The sequence below is a fragment of the Pseudomonas sp. UV AK001 genome (genome assembly GCF_046097675.1).
GTDB lineage: Bacteria > Pseudomonadota > Gammaproteobacteria > Pseudomonadales > Pseudomonadaceae > Aquipseudomonas > Aquipseudomonas kribbensis.
In genome coordinates this window covers 1-15482 of the sequence record NZ_JBJUVZ010000018.1, presented here as the reverse complement: position 1 = coordinate 15482, position 15482 = coordinate 1, and the positions used below count along the sequence as shown (strand labels likewise).

The window sequence follows — 15482 nt, the reverse complement described above, 5'->3', positions numbered from 1 at the left end:
ATAGTTGTAATGTATTTTTCGGGCCGGCATAATGGTCGGCCTGATTTTGTTTTAGGTCAGTAGCTCAATTGGCAGAGCGACGGTCTCCAAAACCGTAGGTTGGGGGTTCGATTCCCTCCTGACCTGCCAGATTCACTCGGTGTGTCTGGCTTTCTTTTCACAGGATCTTCATAGATGACTCCTAAGGCTGAAGCTCAAGGCTCTCGCTTCGATCTGCTCAAGTGGCTTGTAGTGGTCGCTTTGGTGGTGGTTGGCGTTGTAGGCAATCAGTATTACTCTGCTTCGCCGATCCTGTACCGTGTACTCGCTTTGCTTGTCATTGCTGCTGTAGCTGCCTTTGTAGGCCTGCAGACTGCCAAGGGCAAGTCTTTCTTTGTACTGGTTAAGGAAGCTCGTACCGAGATTCGTAAAGTCGTATGGCCAACTCGCCAAGAAACCACGCAGACCACTCTGATTGTTGTGGCTGTTGTTCTGGTTATGGCGTTGCTGTTGTGGGGGCTTGATTCCCTGCTCGGCTGGCTTGTTTCCTTGATTGTCGGCTAAGGGTGTCCCGTGGCTAAGCGTTGGTACGTTGTGCATGCTTACTCGGGTTACGAGAAGCATGTCATGCGCTCGCTGATCGAGCGTGTAAAGCTGGCTGGCATGGAAGATGGCTTCGGCGAAATTCTGGTTCCCACTGAAGAAGTGGTTGAAATGCGTAATGGCCAGAAGCGCAAAAGCGAACGCAAGTTCTTCCCTGGTTATGTGCTGGTACAGATGGATATGAACGAGGGTACTTGGCACTTGGTCAAGGATACTCCTCGGGTGATGGGTTTTATCGGCGGTACTGCTGACAAGCCTGCGCCAATCACTGATAAAGAAGCAGAGGCGATCCTGCGTCGCGTTGCTGATGGTAGCGACAAGCCGAAGCCGAAGACGTTGTTCGAGCCAGGTGAAACCGTTCGTGTCAATGACGGTCCTTTCGCTGACTTTAACGGTGTTGTTGAAGAGGTTAACTACGAAAAGAGCCGGATCCAAGTGGCAGTGCTCATTTTCGGTCGCTCTACTCCGGTAGAGTTGGAGTTCAGTCAGGTCGAAAAGGTCTAACTGGACAAGCATCCCAACCCCGCAGCCCTAGGCTGTGGGGTTTTGTCGTCACTGGGATAAACGCGCAAGTAACCGGGGAGCCTTTCGAGGCGTTCGAACCCGTAATTGGAGTGCCTCATGGCCAAGAAGATTACCGCTTACATCAAGCTGCAAGTGAAGGCCGCTCAGGCTAACCCAAGCCCACCTGTTGGTCCTGCTCTGGGTCAGCACGGCGTGAACATCATGGAATTCTGCAAAGCTTTCAACGCCCGTACCCAGGGTCTGGAAGCTGGTCTGCCGACTCCAGTGATCATCACTGTCTACAGCGACCGTAGCTTCACTTTCGAAACCAAATCCACCCCTGCTTCGGTTCTGCTGAAGAAGGCGGCCGGTCTGACCAGCGGTTCCGCTCGTCCGAACACCGTTAAGGTTGGCACTGTTACCCGTGCTCAGCTGGAAGAAATCGCGAAAACCAAAAACGCGGATCTGACTGCAGCTGATATGGATGCAGCCGTGCGCACTATCGCCGGTTCTGCTCGTAGCATGGGCCTTAACGTGGAGGGTGTGTAATGGCTAAGCTGACCAAGCGCCAAAAGGCTATCGCTGAAAAGATCGAAGCGGGCAAGTCCTACAACTTCGAAGAGGCCGCAACCCTGCTGGCTTCGCTGCCAGCTGCCAAGTTCGTCGAGTCGTTCGATGTGGCCGTTAACCTGGGCGTAGACCCGCGTAAATCCGACCAGGTCGTTCGTAGCGCTACTGTGCTGCCACACGGCACTGGCAAGACCGTTCGCGTTGCTGTGTTCACCCAGGGTCCAGCTGCCGAGGCCGCTCTGGCTGCCGGCGCTGACCGCGTAGGTATGGACGAACTGGCTGCCGAAATGAAAGGCGGCGACCTGAACTATGACGTAGTGATCGCATCCCCGGATGCCATGCGCGTTGTGGGTCAACTGGGTCAGATCCTCGGTCCACGTGGCCTGATGCCTAACCCGAAAGTCGGCACCGTAACTCCAGACGTAGCTACCGCGGTTAAAAACGCCAAGGCTGGTCAGGTTCGTTATCGCACCGACAAAAACGGCATCATCCACACTTCCGTTGGCAAGATCGGCTTCGATGCCGTCAAGCTGAAGGAAAACGTTGAAGCCCTGATCGCTGACCTGAAGCGTATCAAGCCAGCTTCTTCGAAAGGTATCTACGTCAAGCGCGTTACCCTGAGCACCACCATGGGCCCAGGTCTGGTCATCGACCAGAGCTCGCTGGACGCGTAAGACAAAAATTGGCGCAGGTAACTGCGCCAATTGAAAGATTGGGGTCCCTGCCTGGCGGGGGCTATCCAAGACCGTAGGCGACGCAAGTCTTAAACCTCAAGCCTACGCAGATGGTGCTCCCGGTTCCTTACCGAATCAGACACCAAAACGACATTCGGTTTCGATCGAATGAAACGGTAACAAGCAGGAGTTAAACCCGTGGCAATTAATCTCGAAGACAAGAAGGCCATCGTCGCTGAAGTCAACGAGGCTGCCAAAGTCGCTCTGTCCGCTGTCGTGGTTGATGCCCGTGGCGTAACAGTAGGCGCAATGACCGGACTCCGTAAAGAGGCTCGTGAAGCTGGCGTTTACGTACGTGTTGTACGTAACACCCTGCTCAAGCGCGCTGTTGCTGGCACTTCGTACGAAGTGCTGAACGACGCGTTCACCGGCCCGACCCTGATCGCATTCTCCAACGAGCACCCGGGCGCTGCTGCTCGTCTGTTCAAGGAATTTGCCAAGGGTCAGGATAAGTTCGAGATCAAGGCAGCTTCGTTCGAGGGCAAGTTCCTCGCAGCGAATGAGATCGACGTGCTGGCAAGCCTGCCAACTCGCGACGAAGCTATTGCGAAACTGATGAGCGTGATTCAAGGCGCTACCAGCAAGCTGGCTCGTACTCTGGCGGCAATTCGCGATCAGAAAGAAGCTGCTGCAGCCTGAGGCTGAGCGTTTCCAATCTCGCGTATTTTTGTTTATTTCGACGGCCGTACAGGCTGTCCACCAAATCAGGAATTGAGTCATGTCTCTGACTAACGAACAAATCATCGAAGCAATCGGCCAGAAAACCGTTCTGGAAGTTGTTGAGCTGATCAAAGCAATGGAAGAAACCTTCGGCGTGACCGCTGCTGTTGCTGCTGCTGGTCCAGCTGCTGCTGCCGCTGTTGTTGAAGAGCAAACCGAGTTCAACGTTGTTCTGGTTGAAGCCGGCGAGAAGAAAGTAAACGTGATCAAGGCAGTTCGTGAACTGACCGGTCTGGGCCTGAAAGAAGCCAAAGAGAAAGTCGACGGCGCTCCTCAGGTTGTAGCTGAAGGCGTTTCGAAAGAAGCTGCTGAAGACGCTAAGAAGAAGCTGGAAGAAGCAGGCGCTAAAGTCGAGCTGAAGTAAGCATCGACTTTGCTCCTCCAGCCCGAGCGTCAAGCGACAGGCTGATGGCTGGTGGCTCTTGCCACCGGCCTTTTTCCGTTATTGGCAGCCGACTCGGTCGGTGCCGATAACGAGCTGTAACCATCCGATGTGATGGCGCAAACCATGGGGTTTGCACGATTTTCTGGCTGCTCCCGTCGGGAGGGGCCAAACAAGCAGGTGACCAAGCTGGGGAACGCTGATGGCTTACTCATATACTGAGAAAAAACGTATCCGCAAGGACTTTAGCAAGTTGCCGGACGTCATGGATGTGCCTTACCTCCTGGCCATCCAGCTGGATTCGTATCGTGAATTCTTGCAAGCGGGAGCGACTAAAGATCAGTTCCGCGACGTGGGCCTGCATGCGGCCTTCAAATCCGTTTTCCCGATCATCAGCTACTCCGGCAATGCTGCGCTGGAGTACGTCGGTTATCGCCTGGGCGAACCGGCATTTGATGTCAAAGAATGCGTATTGCGCGGTGTAACTTTCGCCGTACCTTTGCGGGTAAAAGTGCGCCTGATCATTTTCGACAAAGAATCGTCGAACAAAGCGATCAAGGACATCAAAGAGCAAGAAGTCTACATGGGTGAAATCCCCCTGATGACTGAGAACGGTACCTTCGTAATCAACGGTACCGAGCGTGTGATCGTTTCCCAGTTGCACCGCTCCCCGGGCGTGTTCTTCGACCACGACCGTGGCAAGACGCACAGCTCCGGTAAACTGCTGTACTCCGCACGCATCATTCCTTACCGCGGTTCCTGGCTGGACTTCGAGTTCGACCCGAAGGACTGCGTATTCGTACGTATCGACCGTCGTCGCAAGCTGCCGGCCTCGGTACTGCTGCGCGCGCTCGGCTATACCACCGAAGAAGTGCTGGACGCTTTCTACACCACCAACGTATTCCACGTTAAGGGCGAGACCCTGAGCCTGGAACTGGTACCTCAGCGTCTGCGCGGTGAAGTTGCTGTTCTCGATATTCAGGATGACAAAGGCAAGGTAATTGTCGAGCAGGGTCGTCGTATCACTGCCCGTCACATCAACCAGCTGGAAAAAGCCGGGATCAAAGAGCTGGACGTGCCTCTGGACTACGTCCTGGGTCGCACCACCGCCAAGGTCATCGTGCATCCGGCAACCGGCGAAATCCTGGCAGAGTGCAACACCGAGCTGACGACCGAAGTCCTGGCAAAAGTCGCCAAGGCCGGCGTCGTTCGCATCGAAACTCTGTACACCAACGATATCGACTGTGGTCCGTTCGTCTCTGACACTCTGAAGATCGACTCCACCAGCAACCAATTGGAAGCGCTGGTCGAAATCTATCGCATGATGCGTCCAGGCGAGCCGCCAACCAAAGACGCTGCCGAAACCCTGTTCAACAACCTGTTCTTCAGCCCTGAGCGTTATGACCTTTCTGCGGTCGGCCGGATGAAGTTCAACCGTCGTATCGGTCGTACCGAGATCGAAGGTTCGGGCGTGCTGTGCAAGGAAGACATCGTCGCGGTACTGAAGACTCTGGTCGACATCCGTAACGGTAAAGGCATCGTCGACGACATCGACCACCTGGGTAACCGTCGTGTTCGCTGCGTAGGCGAAATGGCCGAGAACCAGTTCCGCGTTGGCCTGGTACGTGTTGAGCGTGCGGTCAAAGAGCGTCTGTCGATGGCTGAAAGCGAAGGCCTGATGCCGCAAGATCTGATCAACGCCAAGCCAGTGGCTGCGGCGGTGAAAGAGTTCTTCGGTTCCAGCCAGCTGTCGCAGTTCATGGACCAGAACAACCCGCTGTCCGAGATTACCCACAAGCGTCGTGTCTCCGCACTCGGCCCAGGTGGTCTGACTCGTGAGCGCGCGGGCTTCGAAGTTCGTGACGTACACCCGACTCACTACGGTCGTGTCTGCCCGATCGAAACGCCGGAAGGTCCGAACATCGGTCTGATCAACTCCCTGGCGGCTTACGCTCGCACCAACCAGTACGGCTTCCTCGAGAGCCCGTACCGTGTGGTGAAAGAGGGTGTGGTTACCGACGAGATCGTGTTCCTGTCCGCTATCGAAGAAGCCGATCACGTGATCGCGCAGGCTTCGGCGACCATGAACGACCAGAAAGTCCTGATCGACGAACTGGTAGCCGTACGTCACCTGAACGAATTCACCGTCAAGGCGCCTGAAGAAGTCACCCTGATGGACGTTTCGCCGAAGCAGGTAGTTTCGGTTGCAGCGTCGCTGATTCCGTTCCTCGAGCACGACGACGCCAACCGTGCGTTGATGGGTTCGAACATGCAGCGTCAGGCTGTACCAACCCTGCGCGCCGACAAGCCGCTGGTAGGTACCGGCATGGAGCGTAACGTGGCTCGCGACTCCGGCGTTTGCGTCGTGGCTCGTCGTGGCGGCGTGATCGACTCCGTTGATGCCAGCCGTATCGTGGTTCGTGTTGCCGATGACGAAGTTGAAACCGGCGAAGCTGGTGTCGACATCTACAACCTGACCAAATACACCCGCTCGAACCAGAACACCTGCATCAACCAGCGTCCGCTGGTGAGCAAGGGTGATCGCGTTCAGCGTAGCGACATCATGGCCGACGGCCCGTCCACCGATATGGGTGAGCTGGCTCTGGGTCAGAACATGCGCATCGCGTTCATGGCGTGGAACGGCTTCAACTTCGAAGACTCCATCTGCCTGTCCGAGCGTGTGGTTCAGGAAGACCGCTTCACCACGATCCACATTCAGGAACTGACCTGTGTGGCCCGTGACACCAAGCTTGGCCCAGAGGAAATCACTGCGGACATCCCGAACGTGGGTGAAGCTGCACTGAACAAGCTGGACGAAGCCGGTATCGTTTACGTAGGTGCTGAAGTTGGCGCAGGCGACATCCTGGTTGGTAAGGTCACTCCGAAAGGCGAGACCCAACTGACTCCGGAAGAAAAACTGCTGCGTGCGATCTTCGGTGAAAAAGCCAGCGACGTTAAAGACACTTCCCTGCGTGTACCTACCGGTACCAAAGGTACTGTCATCGACGTGCAGGTCTTCACTCGTGACGGCGTTGAGCGTGATGCTCGTGCCCTGTCGATCGAGAAGACCCAGCTGGACGAGATCCGCAAGGATCTGAACGAAGAGTTCCGCATCGTTGAAGGCGCGACCTTCGAGCGTCTGCGTTCCGCTCTGGTAGGCCACAAGGCTGAAGGCGGCGCGGGCCTGAAGAAAGGTCAGGACATCACCGACGAAGTACTCGACGGTCTTGAGCATGGTCAGTGGTTCAAGCTGCGCATGGCTGAAGATGCTCTGAACGAGCAGCTCGAGAAGGCTCAGGCCTACATCGTTGATCGTCGCCGTCTGCTGGACGACAAGTTCGAAGACAAGAAGCGCAAACTGCAGCAGGGCGATGACCTGGCTCCAGGCGTGCTGAAGATCGTCAAGGTTTACCTGGCAATCCGTCGTCGCATCCAGCCGGGCGACAAGATGGCCGGTCGTCACGGTAACAAGGGTGTGGTCTCCGTGATCATGCCGGTTGAAGACATGCCGCACGATGCCAATGGCACCCCGGTCGACGTGGTCCTCAACCCGCTGGGCGTACCTTCGCGTATGAACGTTGGTCAGATCCTTGAAACCCACCTGGGCCTCGCGGCCAAAGGTCTGGGCGAGAAGATCAACCGGATGGTCGAAGAGCAGCGCAAAGTCGCTGAGCTGCGTACCTTCCTGGACGAGATCTACAACCAGATCGGCGGTCGTAACGAAGATCTGGACAGCTTCTCCGATCAGGAAATCCTGGATCTGGCGAAGAACCTGCGTGGCGGCGTTCCAATGGCCACTCCAGTGTTCGACGGTGCCAAGGAAAGCGAAATCAAGGCCATGCTGAAACTGGCGGACCTGCCAGAAAGCGGCCAGATGCAGCTGACCGACGGCCGTACCGGCAACAAGTTCGAGCGTCCAGTTACCGTTGGCTACATGTACATGCTGAAGCTGAACCACTTGGTAGACGACAAGATGCACGCGCGTTCTACCGGTTCGTACAGCCTGGTTACCCAGCAGCCGCTGGGTGGTAAGGCGCAGTTCGGTGGTCAGCGTTTCGGGGAGATGGAGGTCTGGGCACTGGAAGCATACGGTGCTGCTTACACTCTGCAAGAAATGCTCACAGTGAAGTCGGACGATGTGAACGGCCGGACCAAGATGTACAAAAACATCGTGGACGGCGATCACCGTATGGAGCCGGGCATGCCCGAGTCCTTCAACGTGTTGATCAAGGAAATTCGTTCCCTCGGCATCGATATCGATCTGGAAACCGAATAACACGTGACGCGATCGAGAGCGGGGCAGGATTGCCCGCTCTCTGCTCCGCCAGGAGGAAAGGCCTTGAAAGACCTACTGAATTTGCTGAAAAACCAGGGTCAAGTCGAAGAGTTCGACGCCATCCGTATCGGATTGGCCTCGCCTGAGATGATCCGCTCGTGGTCGTTCGGTGAAGTTAAAAAGCCGGAAACCATCAACTACCGTACGTTCAAACCTGAGCGTGACGGTCTGTTCTGCGCCAAGATCTTTGGCCCGGTAAAGGATTACGAGTGCCTGTGCGGTAAGTACAAGCGCTTGAAGCATCGTGGTGTTATCTGCGAGAAGTGCGGCGTTGAAGTTGCACTGGCCAAGGTTCGTCGTGAGCGCATGGCGCACATCGAACTGGCTTCGCCGGTTGCCCACATCTGGTTCCTGAAATCGCTGCCGTCCCGTATCGGCCTGCTGATGGACATGACCCTGCGTGATATCGAACGCGTTCTCTACTTCGAGAGCTATGTCGTTATCGATCCGGGCATGACCACTCTTGAAAAAGGTCAGCTGCTGAACGACGAGCAGTACTTCGAAGCGCTGGAAGAGTTCGGTGACGATTTCGACGCCCGCATGGGTGCCGAAGCTGTCCGTGAGCTGCTGCACGCTATCGACCTGGAGCACGAGATTGGCCGTCTGCGTGAAGAAATTCCGCAAACCAACTCCGAAACCAAGATCAAGAAGCTGTCCAAGCGTCTGAAGTTGATGGAAGCCTTCCAGGGTTCCGGCAACCTGCCAGAGTGGATGGTGCTGACCGTTCTGCCGGTTCTGCCGCCGGATCTGCGTCCACTGGTTCCGCTGGACGGCGGTCGTTTCGCGACTTCCGATCTCAACGATCTGTATCGTCGAGTGATCAACCGTAACAACCGTTTGAAGCGCCTGCTGGATCTGTCCGCTCCGGACATCATCGTGCGCAACGAAAAGCGTATGTTGCAGGAAGCTGTCGATGCACTGCTCGACAACGGCCGTCGTGGCCGCGCTATCACCGGTTCGAACAAGCGTCCTCTGAAATCCCTGGCTGACATGATCAAGGGTAAGCAAGGTCGTTTCCGTCAGAACTTGCTCGGTAAGCGTGTTGACTACTCCGGTCGTTCGGTAATTACCGTAGGCCCGACCCTGCGTCTGCACCAGTGCGGTCTGCCGAAGAAGATGGCTCTCGAGCTGTTCAAGCCGTTCATTTTCGGCAAGCTGGAAATGCGTGGTCTGGCGACCACCATCAAAGCGGCCAAGAAAATGGTCGAGCGCGAGCTGCCGGAAGTTTGGGACGTTCTCGCTGAAGTGATTCGCGAACACCCGGTTCTTCTCAACCGTGCACCGACCCTTCACCGTCTGGGTATCCAGGCGTTTGAACCGGTACTGATCGAAGGTAAGGCTATCCAGCTGCACCCTCTGGTCTGTGCTGCGTACAACGCCGACTTCGACGGCGACCAAATGGCCGTGCACGTACCGCTGACGCTGGAAGCCCAGCTCGAAGCGCGTGCGTTGATGATGTCGACCAACAACATTCTGTCGCCAGCCAACGGTGAGCCAATCATCGTTCCGTCGCAGGACGTTGTATTGGGTCTTTACTACATGACTCGTGAAGCGATCAACGCCAAGGGCGAAGGTCGTGTGTTCGCGGATCTGCAGGAAGTTGACCGTGTGTTCCGTGCCGGCGAAGCCGCGCTGCACGCCAAGATCAAGGTTCGTATCAACGAAACCGTGAACGATCGTGACGGCAACAGCGTGAACAACACCCGTATCGTCGACACCACTGTCGGCCGTGCGCTGTTGTTCCAGGTTGTACCAAAAGGTCTGTCGTTCGACGTCGTCAACCTGCCGATGAAGAAAAAGGCGATCTCCAAGCTGATCAACCAGTGCTACCGCGTGGTTGGTCTGAAAGAGACCGTGATCTTCGCTGACCAGTTGATGTACACCGGTTTTGCCTACTCGACCATTTCCGGCGTTTCCATCGGTGTTAACGACTTCGTTATCCCGGATGAAAAAGCCCGCATCATCGGTGCTGCCACCGACGAAGTGAAAGAGATCGAGAGCCAGTACGCCTCCGGCCTGGTAACCCAGGGCGAGAAGTACAACAAAGTGATCGACCTTTGGTCGAAAGCGAACGACGAAGTCTCCAAGGCGATGATGGCCAACCTCTCGAAAGAGAAAGTCATCGACCGTCACGGCGACGAAGTCGAGCAGGAATCGTTCAACTCGATGTACATGATGGCCGACTCGGGTGCGCGGGGTTCCGCAGCACAGATTCGTCAGCTGGCCGGTATGCGTGGTCTGATGGCCAAGCCGGACGGTTCCATCATCGAAACGCCAATTACCGCGAACTTCCGTGAAGGTCTGAGCGTACTCCAGTACTTCATCTCGACTCACGGTGCTCGTAAGGGTCTGGCGGATACCGCATTGAAGACCGCGAACTCCGGTTACCTGACTCGTCGTCTGGTAGACGTGGCGCAGGATCTGGTCGTGACCGAGATCGATTGCGGCACCGAGCACGGCCTGGTAATGACTCCGCACATTGAAGGCGGTGACGTTGTAGAGCCGCTGGGTGAGCGCGTATTGGGTCGTGTCATTGCCCGCGACGTATTCAAGCCGGGTACCGAGGACGTCATCGTTCCTGCCGGCACTCTGGTAGACGAGAAGTGGGTCGAGTTCATCGAACTGAACAGCATCGACGAAGTGATCGTGCGTTCGCCGATCAGCTGCGAAACCCGCTACGGCATCTGCGCCAAGTGCTACGGTCGTGACCTGGCTCGTGGTCACCAGGTGAACATCGGTGAGTCGGTCGGCGTAATCGCTGCCCAGTCCATCGGTGAGCCGGGTACCCAGCTGACGATGCGTACGTTCCACATCGGTGGTGCGGCAAGCCGTACTTCCGCAGCCGACAGCGTTCAGGTGAAGAACGGCGGTACCGTCCGTCTGCACAACCTGAAGCACGTTGAGCGTGTGGATGGCAACCTGGTTGCCGTGTCCCGTTCCGGTGAGCTGGCGATTGCTGACGATTTCGGTCGTGAGCGCGAGCGTTACAAGCTGCCGTACGGTGCCGTGATTTCGGTTAAAGAAGGTGACAAGGTCGACGCTGGCGCCATCGTGGCCAAGTGGGATCCGCACACTCACCCGATCGTTACCGAAATGAAAGGTACCGTGACCTACGTGGGCATGGAAGAAGGCATCACGATCAAGCGTCAGACTGACGAATTGACCGGTATGACCAACATTGAAGTACTTGATCCGAAAGATCGTCCGGCTGCCGGCAAGGACATTCGTCCTGCTGTGAAGATGGTCGATGACAACGGCAAGGATCTGTTGCTGCCAGGCACTGACGTTATCGCTCAGTACTTCCTGCCAGCCAACGCCCTGGTCGGTGTTGCGGACGGTGCGAAGATTGCGATCGGTGATGTTATCGCTCGTATCCCGCAGGAAACTTCGAAGACCCGTGACATCACCGGTGGTCTGCCGCGTGTTGCCGACCTGTTCGAAGCCCGTCGCCCGAAAGAAGCGTCGATTCTGGCTGAAGTCAGCGGCACCATCGCGTTCGGTAAAGAGACCAAGGGCAAGCGCCGTCTGGTCATCACCCCGAACGACGGTAGTGATCCGTACGAAGAGCTGATTCCGAAGTGGCGTCACCTGAACGTGTTCGAAGGCGAACAGGTAAACCGCGGCGAAGTTATCTCCGACGGTCCGAGCGATCCGCACGACATCCTGCGTCTGCTGGGTGTGAGCGCGCTGGCCAAGTACATCGTTAACGAGATCCAGGACGTTTACCGTCTGCAGGGCGTGAAGATCAACGACAAGCACATCGAGACCATCCTGCGTCAGATGCTGCGTAAAGTTGAGATCTCCGAGTCCGGCGACTCCAGCTTCATCAAGGGCGACCAGATGGAACTGACTCACGTTCTGGTAGAGAACGAGCGTCTGAACGCGGAAGACAAGTTTGTCTCCAAGTTCACCCGCGTTCTGCTGGGTATCACCAAGGCGTCGTTGTCGACCGAATCGTTCATCTCGGCGGCTTCCTTCCAGGAAACCACCCGCGTACTGACCGAAGCGGCCGTAACCGGCAAGCGCGATTACCTGCGCGGCCTGAAAGAAAACGTGGTTGTGGGTCGTCTGATCCCGGCCGGTACCGGTCTGGCTTATCACAGCGAGCGCAAGCGTCGTCGTGATGCAGACAAGCCGTTGCGCGTAAGCGCCAGTGAAGTGGAAGCTGCACTGACCGAAGCGCTGAACTCGAGCGGTAACTGAGTTCTGCGATAAATGAGCTGAGGCCCTGATCTAACCGTTCATCGAATCGAGACAATTTGTCGAGGTTCGACGAGCGGGGAGGTCGGGGCCTTGCCTTGACTGGGGACAAGATCCTCTTTAGACTCTTGATCCCCTAAATTTGGCGGGAATCCGTTCCTGCCATTTTGCTTTTCTTGCAAGACAATAGCGTCGCAAGACAACAGTGGAGCTAGTAGATGGCAACTATCAACCAGCTGGTACGTCAGCCGCGTAAGCGTATCGTCGAGAAATCCGACGTGCCTGCGCTGCAGAACTGCCCGCAACGTCGTGGCGTGTGCACCCGTGTGTACACCACTACGCCGAAAAAACCTAACTCGGCACTGCGTAAAGTATGCCGTGTGCGTCTGACCAACGGTTTCGAGGTTTCCTCGTACATCGGTGGTGAAGGCCACAACCTGCAAGAGCACAGCGTGGTACTGATCCGCGGCGGTCGTGTAAAAGACTTGCCAGGTGTTCGTTACCACACCGTTCGCGGCTCCTTGGATACATCCGGCGTTAAAGGCCGTAACCAGGGTCGTTCGAAGTACGGTACCAAGCGTCCGAAGTAATCGGCCGTTTTGCAGATTTTCATTTTATTGAGTCGATAAGAGTAAGGTCGGGCGCGAATCCTCAAGGATCTGTCCCGAACTAACCTGAAGACCGTTTGAGGGCTTATCAATGCCAAGACGTCGCGTAGCAGCAAAGCGTGAGATTCTGGACGATCCGAAATACGGAAGCCAAATCCTCGCCAAATTCATGAACCACGTTATGGAAAGCGGCAAGAAAGCCGTTGCCGAGCGTATCGTTTATGGTGCCCTGGAAACCGTTGCGGCTCGCAAGACCGGCACCGATCCCCTGGAACTCTTCGAAAAAGCACTCGACGCCATCGCTCCGCTGGTCGAAGTGAAGTCGCGCCGCGTTGGTGGTGCTACTTACCAGGTTCCGGTCGAAGTTCGTCCGTCCCGTCGTAACGCTCTGGCAATGCGCTGGTTGGTAGACTTCGCCCGCAAGCGTGGCGAGAAGTCTATGGCTCTGCGCTTGGCTGGCGAGCTGCTGGATGCTGCTGAAGGTAAAGGTGCTGCTGTTAAGAAGCGTGAAGACGTGCACCGTATGGCCGAAGCTAACAAAGCTTTCTCGCACTACCGCTTCTAATTTTAGCTTCACTAATTTTGCGAGGGCTTTATGGCTCGTACTACTCCGATTAGTCGCTACCGTAACATCGGTATCGTCGCTCACGTGGATGCTGGTAAAACCACCACCACCGAGCGCGTCCTTTTTTACACTGGCAAAAGTCACAAAATGGGCGAGGTGCATGACGGCGCCGCGACCACAGACTGGATGGTTCAGGAGCAGGAGCGTGGTATTACCATTACTTCTGCTGCCATTACCGCCTTCTGGAAAGGTTCCGAGAAGCAGTACCCGCACGAGCATCGCTTCAACGTAATCGATACCCCGGGCCACGTAGACTTCACCATTGAAGTAGAACGTTCCCTGCGCGTACTCGACGGCGCTGTCGTTGTGTTCTGCGGTACTTCGGGTGTTGAGCCTCAGTCGGAAACCGTATGGCGTCAAGCCAACAAATACGGCGTTCCACGTCTTGTTTACGTAAACAAGATGGACCGTGCTGGCGCCAACTTCCTGCGCGTGATCGGTCAGATCAAGCAGCGTCTGGGTCACACTCCGGTGCCGATCCAGTTGGCTATCGGTTCGGAAGACAACTTCCAGGGCCAGATCGACCTGATCAACATGCAAGCTGTTTACTGGAACGACTCTGACAAGGGTATGGTTCCGGTTCGCAAGGAAATCCCTGCGGACATGCTCGAGCTGGCCACTGAATGGCGCAGCAACATGGTTGAAGCTGCGGCTGAAGCCAGTGAAGAGCTGATGAACAAGTACCTGGAAGGTGAAGAGCTGTCGATCGCCGAGATCAAGGCTGCTCTGCGTCAGCGTACTATCGCTGGCGAAATCGTTCTGGCTGTTTGCGGTTCGTCCTTCAAGAACAAGGGTGTTCCCCTGGTTCTCGACGCCGTTATCGACTTCCTGCCTGCTCCGACCGACATTCCTGCTATCAAGGGTTCCAACCCTGATAACGAGGAAGAAGAGATGGAGCGTCATGCAAGCGACGACGAGCCGTTCGCGGCGTTGGCGTTCAAGATCGCTACCGACCCATTCGTGGGTACTCTGACCTTCGTCCGCGTTTACTCGGGCGTGTTGAACTCCGGCGACGGCGTGATCAACTCGGTCAAAGGCAAGAAAGAGCGCGTGGGTCGTATGGTGCAAATGCACGCAAACGCCCGTGAAGAGATCAAGGAAGTACGCGCTGGTGACATCGCGGCCCTGATCGGCATGAAGGACGTCACCACTGGTGAAACCCTCTGCAACGCTGACAAGCCAATCATCCTGGTTCGCATGGACTTCCCGGAGCCGGTTATTTCGGTTGCCGTAGAGCCTAAGACCAAGGATGACCAGGAAAAAATGGGTATCGCTCTGGGCAAGCTGGCTCAGGAAGACCCGTCTTTCCGCGTTAAAACTGATGAAGAGACTGGTCAAACGATCATCTCCGGCATGGGCGAGCTGCACCTGGACATCCTGGTTGACCGGATGCGCCGTGAGTTCAACGTCGAAGCCAACATCGGCAAGCCTCAAGTTTCGTACCGTGAGCGCATCACGAAGAACTGCGAAATCGAAGGCAAGTTCGTTCGTCAGTCCGGCGGTCGTGGCCAGTTCGGTCACTGCTGGATTCGCTTTGCTCCTGCTGACGAAGGTCAGGAAGGTCTGCAATTCCTGAACGAAGTAGTAGGTGGTGTGGTTCCTAAGGAATACATCCCGGCTATCCAGAAGGGTATCGAAGAGCAGATGAAGAACGGCGTTGTTGCCGGCTATCCGCTGATCGGCCTGAAGGCTACCGTGTTCGATGGTTCTTACCACGACGTCGACTCCAACGAGATGGCGTTTAAAGTGGCTGCTTCCATGGCGACCAAGCAACTGGCCCAGAAGGGTGGTGGTGAGTTGCTCGAGCCGATCATGGCGGTTGAGGTTGTTACGCCTGAAGACTATATGGGTGACGTGATGGGCGACCTTAACCGTCGTCGCGGCATGATCCAGGGTATGGAAGACACAGTGTCCGGCAAGGTTATCCGTGCCGAAGTTCCACTGGGTGAGATGTTCGGTTATGCGACCGACGTTCGTTCCATGTCTCAGGGTCGCGCAAGCTACTCTATGGAATTCAAAAAATACGATACGGCTCCGTCGCACATCGTCGAATCCGTTACCAAAAAACAAGGCTGATTCAGCCCCTTTAGGCTAGGAGTTAATTGTCGTGGCTAAAGAAAAATTTGATCGTTCCCTACCGCACGTAAACGTTGGCACCATCGGTCACGTTGACCACGGTAAAACCACTCTGACCGCTGCTCTGACTCGCGTCTGCTCCGAG

The 15482-nt window shown here is 56.0% G+C and carries 12 protein-coding genes and 1 tRNA gene; all 13 read left to right on the top strand.

Annotated elements, in window-relative coordinates; genetic code table 11:
* Positions 1-53 precede the first annotated feature (53 nt).
* Positions 54-129: transfer RNA gene (locus tag ACKLNA_RS28985), tRNA-Trp, on the top strand.
* Positions 130-174: 45 nt separating this feature from the next.
* Entirely contained in the window at positions 175-543 is a 369-nt protein-coding gene (secE, locus tag ACKLNA_RS28980; RefSeq protein WP_007916493.1) for a preprotein translocase subunit SecE, read from the top strand.
* 9 nt (positions 544-552) lie between these two features.
* Positions 553-1086 carry a transcription termination/antitermination protein NusG gene (gene nusG, locus ACKLNA_RS28975; RefSeq protein WP_007957598.1) on the top strand — a complete coding sequence of 178 codons (534 nt, stop codon included), beginning with the start codon at positions 553-555 and terminating at the stop codon, positions 1084-1086.
* Positions 1087-1203: 117 nt separating this feature from the next.
* Positions 1204-1635: a 50S ribosomal protein L11 gene (gene rplK / locus ACKLNA_RS28970; protein WP_003228756.1), complete on the top strand. Its 432-nt coding sequence runs from the start codon at positions 1204-1206 to the stop codon at positions 1633-1635.
* Positions 1635-2330 carry a 50S ribosomal protein L1 gene (gene rplA / locus ACKLNA_RS28965; RefSeq protein ID WP_011336175.1) on the top strand — a complete coding sequence of 232 codons (696 nt, stop codon included), beginning with the start codon at positions 1635-1637 and terminating at the stop codon, positions 2328-2330. The genes rplK and rplA overlap by 1 nt, the downstream gene beginning before the upstream one ends.
* Positions 2331-2528: 198 nt before the next feature.
* A complete protein-coding gene (gene rplJ, locus ACKLNA_RS28960; protein WP_011336174.1) occupies positions 2529-3029 on the top strand; it encodes a 50S ribosomal protein L10 in 501 nt (166 codons plus the stop codon).
* 79 nt (positions 3030-3108) lie between these two features.
* Positions 3109-3474: a 50S ribosomal protein L7/L12 gene (gene rplL, locus ACKLNA_RS28955; RefSeq protein WP_007957596.1), complete on the top strand. Its 366-nt coding sequence runs from the start codon at positions 3109-3111 to the stop codon at positions 3472-3474.
* Between the two features lie 220 nt (positions 3475-3694).
* The gene (gene rpoB, locus ACKLNA_RS28950) at positions 3695-7768 is read left to right on the top strand and encodes a DNA-directed RNA polymerase subunit beta (RefSeq protein WP_085712353.1); all 4074 of its coding nucleotides are present in this window, start codon (positions 3695-3697) and stop codon (positions 7766-7768) included.
* Between the two features lie 63 nt (positions 7769-7831).
* Positions 7832-12031, top strand: coding sequence for a DNA-directed RNA polymerase subunit beta' (gene rpoC / locus ACKLNA_RS28945; RefSeq protein WP_085712352.1), 4200 nt, complete (start codon positions 7832-7834; stop codon positions 12029-12031).
* Between the two features lie 215 nt (positions 12032-12246).
* Positions 12247-12618 (top strand): 30S ribosomal protein S12, encoded by a 372-nt coding sequence (rpsL, locus tag ACKLNA_RS28940; protein WP_003186084.1) that lies wholly within the window; start codon positions 12247-12249, stop codon positions 12616-12618.
* A 109-nt stretch (positions 12619-12727) separates the two neighbouring features.
* On the top strand, positions 12728-13201 hold the full coding sequence (gene rpsG, locus ACKLNA_RS28935) for a 30S ribosomal protein S7 (RefSeq protein WP_007957592.1): 474 nt from the start codon (positions 12728-12730) through the stop codon (positions 13199-13201).
* Positions 13202-13231: 30 nt separating this feature from the next.
* Positions 13232-15337 (top strand): elongation factor G, encoded by a 2106-nt coding sequence (gene fusA / locus ACKLNA_RS28930; protein WP_085712351.1) that lies wholly within the window; start codon positions 13232-13234, stop codon positions 15335-15337.
* Between the two features lie 31 nt (positions 15338-15368).
* The coding region (locus ACKLNA_RS28925) for a GTP-binding protein (RefSeq protein WP_007916459.1) at positions 15369-15482 on the top strand (114 nt) is incomplete at its 3' end.

Bases quoted from the DNA above. Each gene is read 5' to 3' on its own strand.
- secE (WP_007916493.1), top strand. From the start codon at position 175: ATGACTCCTAAGGCTGAAGCTCAAGGCTCTCGCTTCGATCTGCTCAAG.
- rplK (WP_003228756.1), top strand. From the start codon at position 1,204: ATGGCCAAGAAGATTACCGCTTACATCAAGCTGCAAGTGAAGGCCGCT.
- rplA (WP_011336175.1), top strand. From the start codon at position 1,635: ATGGCTAAGCTGACCAAGCGCCAAAAGGCTATCGCTGAAAAGATCGAA.
- rplL (WP_007957596.1), top strand. From the start codon at position 3,109: ATGTCTCTGACTAACGAACAAATCATCGAAGCAATCGGCCAGAAAACC.
- rpoB (WP_085712353.1), top strand. From the start codon at position 3,695: ATGGCTTACTCATATACTGAGAAAAAACGTATCCGCAAGGACTTTAGC.
- rpsL (WP_003186084.1), top strand. From the start codon at position 12,247: ATGGCAACTATCAACCAGCTGGTACGTCAGCCGCGTAAGCGTATCGTC.
- rpsG (WP_007957592.1), top strand. From the start codon at position 12,728: ATGCCAAGACGTCGCGTAGCAGCAAAGCGTGAGATTCTGGACGATCCG.
- fusA (WP_085712351.1), top strand. From the start codon at position 13,232: ATGGCTCGTACTACTCCGATTAGTCGCTACCGTAACATCGGTATCGTC.